This window comes from Pseudomonas sp. NA-150 (assembly GCF_044336365.1).
Classification (GTDB): Bacteria; Pseudomonadota; Gammaproteobacteria; order Pseudomonadales; family Pseudomonadaceae; genus Aquipseudomonas.
Map to the genome: position 1 here is coordinate 4,452,712 of NZ_CP172305.1, position 15,245 is coordinate 4,467,956.

Consider the following 15,245-nt stretch of genomic DNA (forward strand, 5'->3'; position numbering starts at 1 on the left):
AGCTCCTACAGGTTGATACCCCTCAAGCTCCGAGCAAAATCCCGCGACACTCACCAAAACCAATCGACGCAAAGCCCTCTCGCTGGCAACGGGCGCGGAAGATCACTTCGTCGCCGTTCTCGAGGAAGCGCCGGCTTTCGCCGCTTGGCAAGGCAATGGCATTTTTTCCGCCGTCGCTCATTTCCAGCAGGCTGCCGAACTGCCCCGCATGTGGCCCGGACAGCGTGCCGGTGCCCAGCAAATCACCCGGTTGCAGCTTGCAGCCGTTGACGCTGTGGTGCGCGACCATCTGCGCCACGGTCCAGTACATGTTCTGGGTATTGCTCAGTGCCAGCCGATGCGGCGCCAGGCCCTGTTCTTTCATCTGCGGGGTGAACAGCAACACTTCCAGCTCGATGTCCAGCGCCCCGCCCTGCTGATCGGCCGCGTCCAACAAATAGGGCAGCGGCTGCGGATCACCTTCAGGCCGAGCCGGCTGCGCACGGCGGAACGGCGCCAGCGCTTCGGCGGTCACCACCCAGGCCGAGATGCTGGTGGCAAAGCTCTTCGACAGAAACGGCCCCAGCGGCTGGTATTCCCAGGCTTGCAGGTCGCGCGCCGACCAGTCGTTGAGCAGGCAGAAACCGGCGATGTGTTGCGCAGCATCGCCAATCGCAATGGCTTCGCCCATGGCATTGCCCGGTCCGATCCACACGCCCATTTCCAGCTCGTAATCCAGCCGCTTGCTCGGACCGAACTCCGGCACTGTCGCACCTGGCGCCAGGGTCTGGCCGTTGGGGCGCTTGACTGCCGTTTCAGAGATGCAGATGGTCGACGCCCGACCGTGGTAACCAATCGGTACGTACTTGTAGTTGGGCAACAGCGGGTTGTCGGGTCGGAACAACTTGCCGACGTTCATTGCATGATGAATGCCGACGTAGAAATCGGTGTAGTCGCCAATGCGCGCCGGAACGTGCATCTCGCACTCGGCCATGGGATGCAACACGCTGTCCGCCAGTGGCCGCAAACGCGCCAACTGCGGGCTGGATTCGTCCAGCAGGTGCAGCAACTCACTGCGCAAGGCTTGCCTGGCCGACGCGCCCAACGCGAAAAAATCGTTGAGCTGATCGCGGCTGGCGGCTTCGGCAGCATCGCGCGCGGCGCCGTTGAAAAAGCCCACCTCCAGCGCGGCACGCAGGTCGAGAATCATGTCGCCGATGGCCACGCCACCGCGCTTGCTCAAGCCCGGGCGACTGAACACGCCCAGCGGCAGGTTTTGCAGTGGAAAATCGGGGTGGCCGTTGGCCGAGGCAACCCAGCTACGGTGGTTCGAAGAAGTGCTCATGCGTGATTCCCTGAGTCGAAAGTCTTGGCCATGCCTGACCAGCAGGCATCGTAATCAGTCTGCAGTTGCGGGCAGTCGAGGGCATGGCGGCTGGCGCGCAGCACTTTGCCGGTCTCGAACATGAACGCCATGGTGTTGTCGATCTTGTGCGGCTGGAGCTCGGCGGCAATCGCCTTCTCCACGGTAGCGTTGTCCGGGCCGTGGGCGCTCATGCAGTTATGCAGCGACGCACCGCCGGGGGTAAAGCCCTCGGCCTTGGCATCGTAGGCGCCATCGATCAGGCCCATGAACTCATTCATCAAGTTGCGATGGAACCACGGCGGACGGAAGGTGTTTTCCGCCACCAGCCAACGCGGCGGGAAGATCACGAAATCGATATTGGCCTGACCGTGGACCGGCCCCGGCGCGGTCAATACCGTGAAGATCGACGGGTCCGGGTGGTCGAAACTGATGCTGCCGAGGGTGTTGAAACGGCGCAGGTCGTATTTGTACGGCACGTTGTTGCCGTGCCACGCCACCACGTCGAACGGCGAATGATCGAGCTGAGTGGACCACAGTTCACCGAGAAATTTCTGCACCAGCACCCGCGGCTCATCACGTTCCTCGAAACGGGCGACCGGCGCGAGAAAGTCCCGCGGATTGGCCAGCCCATTGCTGCCAATCGGCCCCAGTGTCCGGCAGGCGCAGGGCGCAGCCGTGGTTTTCGCAGATATAACCCCGGGCGCTCGCGTCCAGCAGTTGCACGCTGAACTTCATGCCACGGGGGATCACTGCGATTTCCTGCGGTTCGATATCCAGCACGCCCAGCTCGGTGATCAGCCGCAGACGGCCGCTTTGCGGGACGATCAGCCACTCACCGTCGGCATTGAAAAACGCGCGGTCCATGGAAGCATTGGCGGCGTATAGGTAAATGCTCACGCCCTCCGCCTGATCCGCTGCCGAGGTTCGCGCCATTCCGATCAAACCGTCGATGAAATCGGTTTTTTCGCCGGGAATATCAACAGCGTTCCAACGCAGGCGATTCGGGCTGATCGGGCCGGATTCCTGACCGACAATCTGCCGCGCCAGCCGCTCGTAGCGTGGGTGCGACGCCGAAGGCTTGATCCGGTACAACCAGGTGCGCCGAGCCTCTGCGCGCGGTACGGTGAAAGCCGTGCCCGACAGCAATTCGGTGTACAGGCCGTGGCTGTGCTTTTGCGGTGAGTTCTGCCCGACCGGCAAGGCGCCGGGCAACGCTTCGCTGCTGAACTGGTTGCCGAAGCCGCTTTGGTAGGTCAGGCCTTCGGGAGATTGGCTGGTAAACATCTCGACCTCTTGTCGTGAGACTTCAGGTTTTATTGTCGTAATTCAATTACGCATAACGTAATTTGAGTTTGTCATGAGGTCAAGCTATAAAGCAGCCTTCTCAGACCGGCGTATACCTCCCCATGACAGCGGAAATCGAAAGCCCAGCAGGCGGACGGCAGCAAAAAGTTCAGTCGGCTGAAGTCGGTGTGGGCATCCTCAAAGCCTTGGCCGAACTGGCCCCGGCCACTTCCCTGTCGAAACTCGCGGAGCACGTCGGCATGCCGGCGAGCAAGGTCCATCGCTACTTGCAGGCGCTGGTGGACAGCGGCTTTGCCGAGCAGGACGTCGCCACCAATCACTATGGCCTGGGACGCGAAGCGCTGCAGGTCGGGCTGGCGGCGCTGGGGCAACTGGACGTACTGAAAATCGCCGCGCCGCACCTGGTGGCGCTGCGCGATGAGCTGAACGAAACCTGCTTTCTCGCGGTGTGGGGCAACAAAGGGCCGACCGTGGTCTACGTCGAACAATCGATCGGCGCGGTGACTCTGGTGACGCAGATCGGCTCGGTACTGCCGCTGCTCAGCTCGTCCACCGGACTGGTGTTCAACACCTTCCTCGCGGCCAATGAAACCGCAGCGTTGCGCGAACTGGAATCGGCGTCGCTGAGCGCAAAACAGCTCAAGGAAGTCGACAAACACATCAAGGAAATCCGCAGCACCGGAGTGCATCAGATCCATGGGATGTTGATGGCCGGAGTCAACGCGGTGTCGTCGCCGGTGTTTACCATGGGTAACAAACTGGCGGGCGTGCTGACGGTGGTCGGCTCGGCGTCGGTGTTTACCAGCGACGTGCAGGATGTGGCGGCGAAGCAACTGTTGAAGACCACCCAGGCGATCAGTGCGCGGATGGGTGGGACCTTACCGACCTGAACGGGATGCACATCTGAACGGTAGGAGCTGCCGCAGGCTGCGATAAGATCCAAAGGATCTTCATTCTTTTTGTGACCGGTTCCCGGTCAATCGCAGCCGTCGGCAGCTCCTACAATTGGAACGCACCCCACCCCATCAATCCGCCGTCAACACCCCACGCCGCACCTGATCGCGCTCAATCGATTCAAACAACGCCTTGAAGTTGCCCTCGCCAAAGCCGTCGTCACCCTTGCGCTGGATGAATTCGAAGAACACCGGCCCCATCAGGGTTTCCGAGAAAATTTGCAGCAACAGGCGACGCTCGCCGCCATCCGAGGAGCCGTCCAACAAGATACCGCGTGCCTGCAATTGGTCCTGCGGCTCGCCATGGTTGGGCAGCCGCCCTTCCAGCATCTCGTAATAGGTGTCCGGCGGCGCGGTCATGAAGCGCATGCCGATCGCTTTCAGCGCGTCCCAGGTCTTGATCAGGTCGTCGGTGAAGAACGCTACGTGCTGGATGCCTTCGCCATTGAACTGCATCAAAAACTCTTCGATCTGCCCCGCCCCCCTCGACGACTCTTCATTCAACGGGATGCGAATCATGCCGTCCGGCGCGGTCATCGCTTTGGAGGTCAGACCGGTGTACTCGCCTTTGATGTCGAAATAGCGAATTTCACGAAAATTGAACAGTTTTTCGTAGAAGTTGGCCCAATACGCCATGCGCCCGCGATAGACGTTGTGGGTCAGGTGGTCGATGAATTTCAGGCCCGCGCCCACCGGATGGCGTTCCACACCTTCGATAAAGTTGAAGTCGATGTCATAAATCGAGGTGCCTTCGCCAAAACGGTCGATCAGGTACAGCGGCGCACCGCCAATGCCTTTGATCGCCGGCAGACGCAGCTCCATTGGGCCGGTGGCGATTTCCACCGGCTGCGCGCCCAGTTCCAGCGCACGGTTGTAGGCTTGCTGCGCGTCCTTGACCCGGAACGCCATGCCGCACACTGAGGGGCCGTGCTCGGCAGCGAAGTACGAGGCGACGCTGTGCGGTTCGTTGTTGAGGATGAGGTTGATCCCGCCTTGCCGATACAGCGAGACGTTCTTCGAGCGGTGATTGGCGACTTTGGTGAAGCCCATGATTTCAAACACCGGCTCCAGGGTGTTCGGCGTCGGCGAAGCGAACTCAATGAATTCGAAGCCCATCAGGCCCATCGGGTTTTCGTATAAATCAGCCATGGTCTGGCTCCTTGCAATTGAGAGAGAGGAAAACGCGCGCAGTCACTCTCAAACGGGCGGAGCGCAGGAAATGCCCCGCACGCTACGGGCGAGGAAGTCGCCGAAGATCAACTGTAAGCCCAGGATTTTCATGTTGCCTCAATCACTCTGGCTTGTCGGATTGCGCATCGGGGTGCGCGGTCTGGAACGCTGTATGGTGCAGTGCTAACGCTTCGACCCGGCAAATCCTTGGGTAATCGCTCAGGTCCACGTTAAAACGACGGGCTGCATAGAGTTGCGGCAACAGGAACACGTCCGCCAACCCCACCTCGCCGAAACAAAAGCCCTCATCGCCGATCAGCGCCTCCACGGCGGTGAAACCCTGGGTGATCCAGTGATCGATCCAGGCCACCACCTCGGGCTCCTTGAGCGGCAGACCGCGCAAGCGATTCAGCACCGAGACGTTGTGCAGCGGATGGATATCGCAACCGATCAACGCGGCGACCGCCCGCTGCTGTGCGCGCTGGACCAGGTCCTTGGGCAACAACGCGGGCTGCGGATAACGCTCCTCGAGGTACTCGATGATCGCCGACGACTGGATGATCACCTCGCCACTCTCCAGACGCAGCGCAGGCACCCTGCCCTGGGGATCGATGGCGCGATACTCGGGTTTGAGCTGTTCGCCACCGTCACGAATCAGGTTCACCGGGATCGCCTCGAACGTCAGCCCTTTCAAGGCCAGCGCGATGCGCACCCGGTAGCTGGAGGTCGAACGGTAGTAGGTAAATAGATCCACGGTGGGCTGCCTGCTGTGCACGTTCTCTACCTATAGAGGATAGCTTCGGGAGACGTGTCTGTTTGTTATGGTTTCGAGATTAATCGTAATTCAGTTACGCAATGCGTAAATTGCGGGAGATAGGTGTCGATGTCAAGCGGGCGTAGTTGTGATCAACACAAGACCTGCAGGAGTTCACCGCAGGCTGCGATAAGGCCGGAACGGCCTTCCGGTCGGCGAGTTCGCAGCCTTCGGCAGCGCCTACAGATGCTCTCTCATCACATCAGGTCCAGCCTTCCAGCCGTAACGTTGACCTCACCAACCGCTGTTCCTCGTTCTCGATATCCTTAAGGTTTTCGCTGATGCTCTGGATATGCGCAATGGCCGCCTTGCGCGCCTGTTCAGGCAAGCGCCCGGTCACCGCGTTGTACAGCCGCGCGTGCTGGCGGTCGATCTGGCGTTTTTGCGGTTCGCGGTGGTACAGATTGTTGACCGAGGCAAACACGGTGTTGAGCAGCAGATCGGTCAGTGAGCGCAAAGTCTGCACCAGCACCGGGTTGTGCGACGCCTCGCAAATCGCCAGGTGAAAGGCATGGTCGAGCCGCGCATGGCTTGAGGCTTCCAGCGGCTGTTCATGGGCGGCGATCAGCGCTTCGTAGCTGCGAGTGATCATCACAAAATCGGCGTCGGTGCCGCGCAGGGCCGCCAGCCGCGCCGACTCCCCTTCCAGCAGGCTGCGCACTTCAAACAAATCGTACAGGGTACGCGGCTGCGAGCCGAACAGGTGCATCAACGGCGAGTCGGTGCCGTGGTTCGACAGCTGGGCAACGAACGAGCCCTTGCCCTGTGAGGTCTCGATAATGCCTCGGGCGCGCAGCAGTTTCAGGCCCTCGCGCAAGGCAGTGCGCGACACCCCGAGCTTTTCCGTCAGACGCCGCTCGGAGGGCAGGATTTGCCCGGTTTTCAACACGCCATCGACGATCAAGCGCTCGATACGCTCACACACCACGTCAGCGACCTGCGGTGCACGGGGCGAAGTAGGACTGTTCATGCGCACTCCACTGGTATGACCAGTCACAAAAAATAAAACCAGCACTCAAATGAACAATCATAACCAATTGATAAATAATGAATTTATTAAACAAATCAGGTCTTAACCAGAAAAAAACTGGTTCGACCACACCGCTAATACGTGGACAGTAAGGCCCACGCGGCCAATGATGCAAGTGTGCCTATTCGGTAAAGCGGTCCCTCATAACAACAAATTCAGGGTTATCAGCTCACCATGAACATTTTGTACGACGAACGCGTCGACGGTGCCCTGCCTGACACCGACAAAGCGCACCTGTACCTGGCCCTGCGCGAACACCTGCCGGATCTGGAAATCCTCCATCGCGAGGAAGAACTCAAGCCTTATGAGTGCGACGGACTGTCGGCTTACCGCACCACACCGATGATGGTGGTGCTGCCGCGCACCATTGAGCAGGTCGAAACCCTGCTCAAGCTGTGTCACGAAATGGAAGTGCCGGTGGTCGCCCGAGGCGCCGGGACTGGTCTGTCCGGCGGCGCGCTGCCGCTGGAAAAAGGTCTGTTGCTGGTGATGGCGCGCTTCAATCAAATCCTCCACATCGATCCCGCCGCGCGCTCGGCCCGCGTGCAGCCGGGCGTACGCAACCTGGCGATCTCCCAGGCCGCCGCGCCTTACGACCTGTATTACGCCCCTGACCCGTCGTCGCAGATTGCCTGCTCGATCGGCGGCAACGTCGCGGAAAACGCAGGCGGCGTGCACTGCCTGAAATACGGCCTGACCGTGCACAACCTGCTGAAAGTGGAGATTCTAACGGTCGAGGGCGAACGCATGACCCTCGGCTCCGACGCGCTGGACTCGCCGGGCTTCGACCTGCTGGCGCTGTTCACCGGCTCGGAGGGCATGCTCGGCATCATCACCGAAGTCACGGTCAAACTGTTGCCTAAACCACAGGTGGCGAGAGTGCTACTGGCCGCCTTCGACTCGGTGGAAAAAGCCGGGCATGCGGTGGCCGACATCATTGCCGCCGGCATCATTCCCGGTGGTCTGGAGATGATGGATAACCTGGCGATTCGCGCCGCCGAAGATTTCATCCACGCCGGTTATCCGGTGGACGCAGAAGCCATTCTGCTGTGCGAGTTGGATGGCGTCGAAGCCGACGTCCACGACGACTGTAACCGGGTCCGCGAAGTGCTGGAAAAAGCCGGCGCCACCGAAGTGCGTCTGGCCCGCGACGAAGCCGAGCGCGTACGGTTTTGGGCCGGGCGCAAAAATGCATTCCCTGCTGTCGGACGCTTGTCACCGGACTATTACTGCATGGACGGCACCATCCCGCGCCGTGAGCTGCCGGGCGTGTTGCAGGGCATCACCGCGTTGTCCGAAGAGTACGGATTGCGCGTGGCCAACGTGTTCCATGCCGGCGACGGCAACATGCACCCGTTGATTCTGTTCGATGCCAACCAACCCGGCGAACTGGATCGCGCCGAAGCCCTGGGCGGCAAGATTCTTGAGTTGTGCGTCAAGGTCGGTGGCAGCATCACCGGCGAGCACGGCGTTGGCCGCGAGAAAATCAACCAGATGTGCGCCCAGTTCAACAGCGATGAACTGACCCTGTTCCATGCCGTAAAAGCTGCCTTCGATCCCAGCGGCCTGCTCAATCCGGGCAAAAACATTCCGACCCTGCACCGCTGCGCCGAATTCGGTGCCATGCATGTGCACATGGGGAAACTGCCCTTCCCTGAACTGGAGCGTTTTTGATGCTGAACCCAGTCAATCTCGACGCCAGCGCCGCGCTGCTCGAACAGGTCAATCAAGCGCTGCAAAACAGTACACCGCTGCGCATTCAGGGCGGCAACAGCAAAGCTTTTCTCGGGCGCGAGGTGGCGGGCGAGATCATCGACACCCGCCCCCATCGCGGCATCGTCACCTATGACCCGACGGAACTGGTGATCACCGCGCGGGCCGGCACGCCACTCAGCGAACTGTGCGCGGCGCTGGATGCGCAGGGACAAATGCTGCCCTGCGAACCGCCGTCCTTCGGCGACGACGCCACGGTCGGCGGCATGGTCGCTGCCGGGCTGTCCGGCCCGCGCCGACCATGGTCCGGCTCGGTGCGCGATTTTGTGCTAGGCACTCGGGTCATCACTGGCCACGGCAAGCACCTGCGCTTCGGCGGCGAGGTGATGAAAAACGTTGCCGGTTACGACCTCTCGCGTCTATTGGCGGGCAGTTTCGGCTGCCTCGGCCTGCTCACCGAAGTCTCGCTCAAAGTGCTGCCGAAACCTCGCCAGTGCAGCAGCATTGCCCTGGAAATGAACATTGACCGGGCGCTGCTGAAACTCGCGGAGTGGGGGCAGCAACCGATGCCCATCAGCGCCGCCAGCCATGATGGAAAGGTGTTGCGCTTGCGCCTGGAAGGCGGCGAAGGTTCGGTGGCGGCAGCCCATGATCGCCTCGGCGGCGAGGTGCTGGCGCCTTCGTACTGGGACGATCTGAACCAACAACGCCTGGCTTTTTTCAACGAAGGCTTACCGTTGTGGCGGCTGTCGCTACCCAACAATATCGGCCATCTGGCCTTGCCCGGCGAACAGTTGATCGACTGGGGTGGCGCACAACGCTGGCTGAAATCAGATGCCGGCGCGGAAGCAATCCAGACTATTGCCAGCGAAGTCGGTGGCCACGCCCTCTGTTACAGCCACGGCGTCAGCGACAGCCCGTTCCAACCGCTGGCCAATCCATTGTTGCGCTACCACCGCCAACTGAAGGCACAACTCGACCCGCAGGGGATTTTCAACCCGGGCCGAATGTACGCAGGGATCTGAACCATGCAGACCACATTAAGCGAACAGGCCAAACGTCTGCCCCGCGCGGAAGAAGCCGAGAGTATCTTGCGTAGCTGCGTGCATTGCGGCTTCTGCAACGCCACCTGCCCGACGTATCAGTTGCAAGGTGATGAGCTGGACGGCCCGCGCGGGCGCATCTACCTGATCAAGCAAGTGCTGGAAGGCAACCACGTCACGGAAAAAACCCAGTTACACCTGGACCGCTGCCTGAGCTGCCGCAATTGCGAAACCACCTGCCCGTCCGGGGTCGACTACCACAACTTGCTGGACATCGGCCGCGAAGTGGTTGACCGCGCGGTGCCACGGCCGCTGGACCAACGTCTGCTGCGCATGGGTTTGCGTGCTGTGGTGCCCAACGCCGGACTGTTCAAGACCCTGCTGTCCCTGGGCCAAAGCTTCCGCCCGCTGCTGCCCGACGCGATCAAATGCAAACTGCCTCGGCAGATTCACCCGGCCAAGGCGCGACCGACGCAACGTCACACGCGGCGCGTATTGATGCTGGAAGGCTGTGTGCAACCGGCGCTGTCACCCAACACCAACGCCGCCACGGCACGGGTACTGGATCGGCTGGGGATCAGCGTCACGCCCATCAGCCAGGCCGGTTGCTGCGGCGCGGTGGACTATCACTTGAATGCCCAGGAAGCGGGCTTGAATCGCGCCCGACGCAACATCGACGCCTGGTGGCCGAGCCTGGAAAGCGGCGCCGAAGCCATCGTGCAGACGGCCAGCGGCTGCGGCGCCTTCGTCAAGGACTACGGGCATTTGCTCAAGGACGACCCGGCCTACGCGGCCAAGGCGCAGCGGGTCAGTGCCTTGACCAAGGACCTGGTGGAAGTGTTGCGCGACGAACCGCTGGAAACCCTTGGCGTGCACAGTGATCTACGCTTGGCCTTCCACTGCCCGTGCACCTTGCAACATGCGCAGAAACTCGGCGGCGCGGTGGAAAGCGTGCTCATCCGCCTCGGCTTCAACCTCACCGCCGTGCCCGATGCACACCTGTGTTGTGGTTCGGCAGGCACCTATTCAATGACCCAACCGGAACTGTCGCAGCAGTTGCGCGATAACAAACTGAACGCGTTGGAAAGCGGTCAACCGCAGGTGATCGTCACCGCTAACATCGGCTGCCAGACTCACCTCGACAGCGCCGGCCGTACCCCGGTCAGGCACTGGATCGAAATGGTCGAAGACGCCTTGCATTAATCGGTTCCAACACCTTGATTGCCCCCCCTTTTTTTGTCGGAGAGTTTCATGAAAACCAAAAGCGTATTGAGCCAGACCGAAGTCAGCCAGATCCTCGCCGCCGCCCGCGCTGAAGCGCAGAAAAACAACTGGGCGGTGACCATCGCCATCGCCGACGACGGCGGTCATCTATTGGCCCTGGAGCGTCTCGACGGATGCGCGCCGGCCAGTGCCTACATCGCCACCGAAAAAGCCCGCACCTCGGCGCTGGGTCGCCGTGAGACCAAGAGTTATGAAGACATGGTCAACGGCGGGCGCACTGCGTTTGTCACCGCGCCCCTGCTGACCTCGCTGGAAGGCGGCGTGCCGGTGATTGTCGATGGCCAGGTGATTGGTGCGGTGGGCGTGTCCGGGGTAAAAGCCGATCAGGATGCACAGGTGGCCAAGGCCGGGGCTGACATCTTCGGCGCCAAGTAAATCGCCTTCACTGCAATCCTCTGTAGGAGCCAACTTGTTGGCGAGCAGCTTGATGCGGTGTGCCAAATAGGGCGCCTCGCGAACAAGTTCGCTCCTACAGGCGAATGGCGCAACACCGATTAATGATTGTACGGAGATCCTGAAATGACCGATTTCGTCACCTGCCAGCGCCTGAAGGTCGCGGGTAACCTGCAACGTTTCATCGATGACGACGTGCTGCCGGGCACTGGCCTGGAGCGCGAGGCGTTCTGGAAAGGCTTCGATGCCCTGGTGCATGAACTGGCGCCGCTGAACCGCAAACTGCTGGCCGAACGTGATCGCCTGCAAACCGAACTGGACACCTGGCATCGTGCGCACTCCGGTCCGATCCAGGACATGCCCGCCTATCGCGCCTTCCTGACCTCCATCGGTTACCTGCAACCGCAGCCGGCGCATGTCCAAGCCTCCACGGCCAATATCGACGTCGAAGTCAGCAGCCAGGCCGGCCCGCAACTGGTGGTCCCGGCGGTCAACGCCCGCTATGCCCTGAACGCCGCCAACGCGCGCTGGGGTTCGCTGTATGACGCGCTGTACGGCACCGATGTGATCCCGGAAACCGACGGCGCGGAAAAAGGCAGCGGCTATAACCCGTTGCGTGGCGCCAAAGTCGTCGCCTTCGCCCGCGCCTTCCTCGATGAAGCAGCACCGTTGGCCAGCGGCTCCCACGCCGATGCCCAGCGCTATTCGGTCGACAACGGTCTGTTGGTTGTGACGCTGAACGACGGCAAAAACACTTCACTCCAGGAAGCAGACAGGTTCGTCGGTCATCAAGGCGATGCCTCGCAACCGCATGCGATCCTGCTGAAGAACCACGGCCTGCACATCGAGATCCAGATCGATGCCAGCAGCCCTATCGGTCAAACCGATGCTGCCGGGGTCAAGGACCTGCTGTTGGAAGCAGCGGTGTCGACCATCATCGACTGCGAAGACTCGGTGGCGGCGGTGGATGCCGACGACAAGGTTTCGGTCTATCGCAATTGGCTCGGCCTGATGAAGGGCGACCTCACTGAAGACCTGTTCAAGGGCGGCAAGACTATCACCCGCCGCCTCAATGCCGACCGCGAGTACACCGGCGCCAATGGCAGCCCGCTCAAGCTGCATGGCCGCTCGCTGCTGTTCATCCGCAACGTCGGCCATCTGATGACCAACCCGGCGATTGTCGACGGCGAAGGCAAGCAGATTCCCGAAGGCATACTCGACGGCGTGGTCACCAGCCTGATCGCCTTGCATGACCTCCAGCGCAAGGGCAATTCGCGCACCGGCAGCGTGTACATCGTCAAACCGAAAATGCACGGTCCGGCCGAAGTCGCGTTCGCCGAGCAACTGTTCAGCCGCGTCGAAGACCTGCTCAAGCTGCCGCGCAACACCTTGAAAATGGGGATCATGGACGAAGAGCGGCGCACCAGCGTCAACCTCAAGGCCTGCATCGCGGCGGCGTCGGCACGGGTAGCGTTTATCAACACCGGCTTCCTCGATCGCACCGGCGACGAGATGCACAGCTCGATGGAAGCCGGCGCGATGCTGCGCAAGGGCGAGATGAAGAACACGCCGTGGATCAAGGCCTATGAACGCAGCAACGTGCTGGTCGGCCTGGCCTGCGGGCTGCGCGGTCGGGCGCAGATCGGCAAGGGTATGTGGGCGATGCCCGACCTGATGGCCGACATGCTGGAACAGAAAATCGCGCATCCGAAAGCCGGCGCCAACACCGCCTGGGTGCCCTCGCCGACGGCTGCAACGTTGCACGCGCTGCACTATCACAAGGTCGATGTGAAGGCGATTCAGGAAGGGCTGGAAAAGGTTGATTTGGCCAGCGTCAGCGAGCAGATCCTCGACGACCTGCTGACCATTCCGGTCTCACCCGACGCGCGCTGGACGCCGGAGCAGATCCGCGAAGAAGTGGAAAACAATGCCCAGGGTTTGTTGGGTTATGTGGTGCGTTGGGTCGAACAAGGTGTGGGCTGTTCCAAGGTGCCGGACATTCACAACGTCGGCTTGATGGAAGACCGCGCGACGCTGCGGATTTCCAGCCAACACATGGCCAATTGGCTGCGCCATAGGGTGATCAGTGAAGCCGAGGTCCTGGACACCCTGAAGCGCATGGCTGCGGTGGTCGATCAGCAAAATGCAGGGGATCCGTTGTATAAGCCGATGGCCGGGCACTTCGACACCTCGGTAGCGTTCAAGGCCGCCTGTGATTTGGTGTTCAAGGGCTGTGCGCAACCGAGCGGTTATACCGAGCCGTTGCTGCATGATTTCCGCTTGGTATTCAAGCAGCAGTAACTACGTGGAAACCTGTATGAGCTGCCGCAGGCTGCGATGGCGATCTGTCAGTGAAATCGCATCGCAGCCTACGGCAACTCCTGCAGGTGGATCTGGGCGCCTATAGGCTCAGGTGCTCTCGCGCACCACCACTTCAAAACCCAGGTCCACCTGCGGCTCCTGCACCACCCCGTCCAGCAACCCCAACAACAACTGCGCCGCACGCTGCCCGACTTCCTCCCGTGGCGTACGAATCGAGGTCAGACGCGGCACCATGTGCGCCGATCCCGGCAGGTCGTTGAAGCCGATCATCGCCACCCGTTGGGGAATCGCGATGCCTCGGCGCAGTGCTTCCAGGGTCGCGCCCTGGGCCAGGTCGTCGTTGCAGAAGAACACCGCATCAACGTCAGGATGACGCTCCATCAATTGCGCGAACAACTCGCCGCCCAAGCCAATGGAAGATGGCAGCGGTGACATGACTTCCAACGCTGGGTCAAACGCACCGGCTTCCCGTAGCACCCGGCGAAACCCATCGCCACGCTGCAACACCCGTGGATCAAGCTGCGCGGCGATGTAGGCCAGGCGCTTGCGACCGCGCCCCAACAGGTGCCGCGCCGCCTCGGCTCCGGCCTGTTCCTGGGAAAACCCCACGCAGTAATCATCGCGCCCGGAGTGCAGCTCCATCATGTGCACGCAGGGCACGCCGCTGGCCGCCAGCAACTGACGCACCGCCGGCGTGTGATCGAACCCGGTCAGCAGCAGGCCTCGCGGGCGGTTGGCCAAATAGTTGCGCAGCAGGCTCTCTTCTTCCTCCGGCGAGTAGTGATAGTTACCGATCACCACTTCCAGGCCCCGAGTGCGCAACACGCCCTGAATCGCCTCCAGGGTTTCGATGAACAGTTGGTTGGACAGCGACGGCACCAGTACCACCACGGTCTGGCTTTGCGACGACGCCAGCGCCCGCGCCGCCGGATTGGCCACATAGCCTAGACTCAAAGCCGCCGCCCTCACCTTCTCCACCAGCTCCGGCGCAACCGTGGAAATTCCACGCAAGGCACGGGACGCGGTGATCGGTGAAACCGCCGCCAGACGTGCGACTTCGTTCAAGGTAGGACGGCCAGTAGAGCGGGAACCAATGCGTGTCATGTGCTGCCAATAACTCAGAGGGGTTGCCAAAGATAGCGAATGGGCTCTAAGGTAGCGCTGTCTCGCAAATTCCCGCAATGCTTTCCTCGCTACTTATTCGCACCTTTATGGTTACGAGCAATGTATGCAGCGATTGACGTTCGAACGATTGACCCAAAAACAAGACAATAACTGGAAGCAGCCTGGCCGGCCCTTTGTACTAGCCGCCAAAGACAGCGCTGTCTCCAGCTGAGGTGATTATGAATACTGCTATTTCCGCCCTCGTGGTGATGGGTGTTTCCGGCTGCGGCAAAAGCGAAGTCGGCAAAGCCATTGCCCACCGCAGCGAAGGTCACCTGATCGAAGGCGATGCCTTTCACCCCGCCGCCAACATCGAAAAGATGAGTGCTGGCCACCCCCTCAATGATCAAGACCGTGCCGGTTGGCTCGACATCCTCGGCGAGGAACTGGCCAAGGCCGTCGCCAATGGCGAACGTCCAGTGCTGGCCTGTTCGGCTCTCAAGTTGTCTTATCGCGAAAAACTGCGTCATGCGGTGCCAAACCTGGGCTTCGTGTTCCTCGAATTGAGCCGCGAAGTTGCGCAGGAACGTGTCAGCCACCGCCCTGGGCACTTCATGCCAGCCAGCTTGATCGACAGCCAGTTCGCCACCCTCGAGCCGCCGACCGGTGAAGCCCTGACCCTGACGGTCGACGCCACACAGCCGATCGAGACCCTGGGTGAGCAAGCAGCGGACTGGTGGGCTGCGTCTCGGCAATCCTGAAGCCGTGA

Annotated in this window: 12 protein-coding genes and 1 pseudogene; 7 read left to right on the forward strand and 6 right to left on the reverse strand. The window is 61.1% G+C overall.

Annotation, left to right across the window (positions count from 1 at the left end):
• Nucleotides 1–22: 22 nt before the first annotated feature.
• Entirely contained in the window at nt 23–1,324 is a 1,302-nt protein-coding gene (fahA, locus tag ACF0H7_RS21105) for a fumarylacetoacetase (protein WP_397448805.1), read from the reverse strand.
• Nucleotides 1,321–2,629: pseudogene (hmgA, locus tag ACF0H7_RS21110) on the reverse strand (homogentisate 1,2-dioxygenase). Before hmgA ends, fahA begins: the two are co-directional and overlap by 4 nt.
• 122 nt (nt 2,630–2,751) lie before the next feature.
• Here hmgA and ACF0H7_RS21115 point away from each other — a divergent pair.
• Nucleotides 2,752–3,540, forward strand: a complete 789-nt coding sequence (locus ACF0H7_RS21115; protein WP_397448806.1) for an IclR family transcriptional regulator — start codon at nt 2,752–2,754, stop codon at nt 3,538–3,540.
• Between the two features lie 135 nt (nt 3,541–3,675).
• On the opposite strand, the gene hppD is transcribed toward ACF0H7_RS21115, so the two are convergent.
• From hppD to glcC, 3 genes are all read right to left on the reverse strand, one after another.
• Entirely contained in the window at nt 3,676–4,752 is a 1,077-nt protein-coding gene (gene hppD / locus ACF0H7_RS21120; RefSeq protein WP_397448807.1) for a 4-hydroxyphenylpyruvate dioxygenase, read from the reverse strand.
• A 142-nt stretch (nt 4,753–4,894) separates the two neighbouring features.
• Entirely contained in the window at nt 4,895–5,527 is a 633-nt protein-coding gene (maiA, locus tag ACF0H7_RS21125) for a maleylacetoacetate isomerase (RefSeq protein WP_397448808.1), read from the reverse strand.
• A 262-nt stretch (nt 5,528–5,789) separates the two neighbouring features.
• Nucleotides 5,790–6,557: a transcriptional regulator GlcC gene (gene glcC, locus ACF0H7_RS21130; protein WP_397448809.1), complete on the reverse strand. Its 768-nt coding sequence runs from the start codon at nt 6,555–6,557 to the stop codon at nt 5,790–5,792.
• A gap of 234 nt (nt 6,558–6,791) precedes the next feature.
• Here glcC and glcD point away from each other — a divergent pair, with 234 nt between their 5' ends.
• From glcD to ACF0H7_RS21155, 5 genes are all read left to right on the forward strand, one after another.
• Nucleotides 6,792–8,291, forward strand: a complete 1,500-nt coding sequence (gene glcD / locus ACF0H7_RS21135; RefSeq protein WP_397448810.1) for a glycolate oxidase subunit GlcD — start codon at nt 6,792–6,794, stop codon at nt 8,289–8,291.
• Entirely contained in the window at nt 8,291–9,355 is a 1,065-nt protein-coding gene (gene glcE, locus ACF0H7_RS21140; protein WP_397448811.1) for a glycolate oxidase subunit GlcE, read from the forward strand. Before glcD ends, glcE begins: the two co-directional genes overlap by 1 nt.
• A gap of 3 nt (nt 9,356–9,358) precedes the next feature.
• Nucleotides 9,359–10,576 carry a glycolate oxidase subunit GlcF gene (glcF, locus tag ACF0H7_RS21145; protein ID WP_397448812.1) on the forward strand — a complete coding sequence of 406 codons (1,218 nt, stop codon included), beginning with the start codon at nt 9,359–9,361 and terminating at the stop codon, nt 10,574–10,576.
• 48 nt (nt 10,577–10,624) lie between these two features.
• A complete protein-coding gene (locus ACF0H7_RS21150) occupies nt 10,625–11,032 on the forward strand; it encodes a heme-binding protein (RefSeq protein WP_397448813.1) in 408 nt (135 codons plus the stop codon).
• Between the two features lie 144 nt (nt 11,033–11,176).
• Nucleotides 11,177–13,351, forward strand: coding sequence for a malate synthase G (locus ACF0H7_RS21155; protein ID WP_397448814.1), 2,175 nt, complete (start codon nt 11,177–11,179; stop codon nt 13,349–13,351).
• Nucleotides 13,352–13,459: 108 nt separating this feature from the next.
• On the opposite strand, the gene ACF0H7_RS21160 is transcribed toward ACF0H7_RS21155, so the two are convergent.
• A complete protein-coding gene (locus ACF0H7_RS21160) occupies nt 13,460–14,476 on the reverse strand; it encodes a LacI family DNA-binding transcriptional regulator (RefSeq protein WP_397448815.1) in 1,017 nt (338 codons plus the stop codon).
• A gap of 269 nt (nt 14,477–14,745) precedes the next feature.
• Between ACF0H7_RS21160 and ACF0H7_RS21165 the strand changes: the two genes are divergently transcribed.
• Complete coding sequence (locus ACF0H7_RS21165; RefSeq protein WP_397453970.1) at nt 14,746–15,237, forward strand: gluconokinase; 492 nt, start codon at nt 14,746–14,748, stop codon at nt 15,235–15,237.
• The last annotated feature ends 8 nt before the right edge of the window (nt 15,238–15,245 follow it).

What these genes read in the sequence shown, in the direction of transcription:
- fahA (WP_397448805.1), bottom strand. Translation starts at nt 1,324, where the DNA reads ATGAGCACTTCTTCGAACCACCGTAGCTGGGTTGCCTCGGCCAACGGC.
- ACF0H7_RS21115 (WP_397448806.1), top strand. Translation starts at nt 2,752, where the DNA reads ATGACAGCGGAAATCGAAAGCCCAGCAGGCGGACGGCAGCAAAAAGTT.
- hppD (WP_397448807.1), bottom strand. Translation starts at nt 4,752, where the DNA reads ATGGCTGATTTATACGAAAACCCGATGGGCCTGATGGGCTTCGAATTC.
- glcC (WP_397448809.1), bottom strand. Translation starts at nt 6,557, where the DNA reads ATGAACAGTCCTACTTCGCCCCGTGCACCGCAGGTCGCTGACGTGGTG.
- glcD (WP_397448810.1), top strand. Translation starts at nt 6,792, where the DNA reads ATGAACATTTTGTACGACGAACGCGTCGACGGTGCCCTGCCTGACACC.
- glcE (WP_397448811.1), top strand. Translation starts at nt 8,291, where the DNA reads ATGCTGAACCCAGTCAATCTCGACGCCAGCGCCGCGCTGCTCGAACAG.
- glcF (WP_397448812.1), top strand. Translation starts at nt 9,359, where the DNA reads ATGCAGACCACATTAAGCGAACAGGCCAAACGTCTGCCCCGCGCGGAA.
- ACF0H7_RS21150 (WP_397448813.1), top strand. Translation starts at nt 10,625, where the DNA reads ATGAAAACCAAAAGCGTATTGAGCCAGACCGAAGTCAGCCAGATCCTC.
- ACF0H7_RS21155 (WP_397448814.1), top strand. Translation starts at nt 11,177, where the DNA reads ATGACCGATTTCGTCACCTGCCAGCGCCTGAAGGTCGCGGGTAACCTG.
- ACF0H7_RS21160 (WP_397448815.1), bottom strand. Translation starts at nt 14,476, where the DNA reads ATGACACGCATTGGTTCCCGCTCTACTGGCCGTCCTACCTTGAACGAA.
- ACF0H7_RS21165 (WP_397453970.1), top strand. Translation starts at nt 14,746, where the DNA reads ATGGGTGTTTCCGGCTGCGGCAAAAGCGAAGTCGGCAAAGCCATTGCC.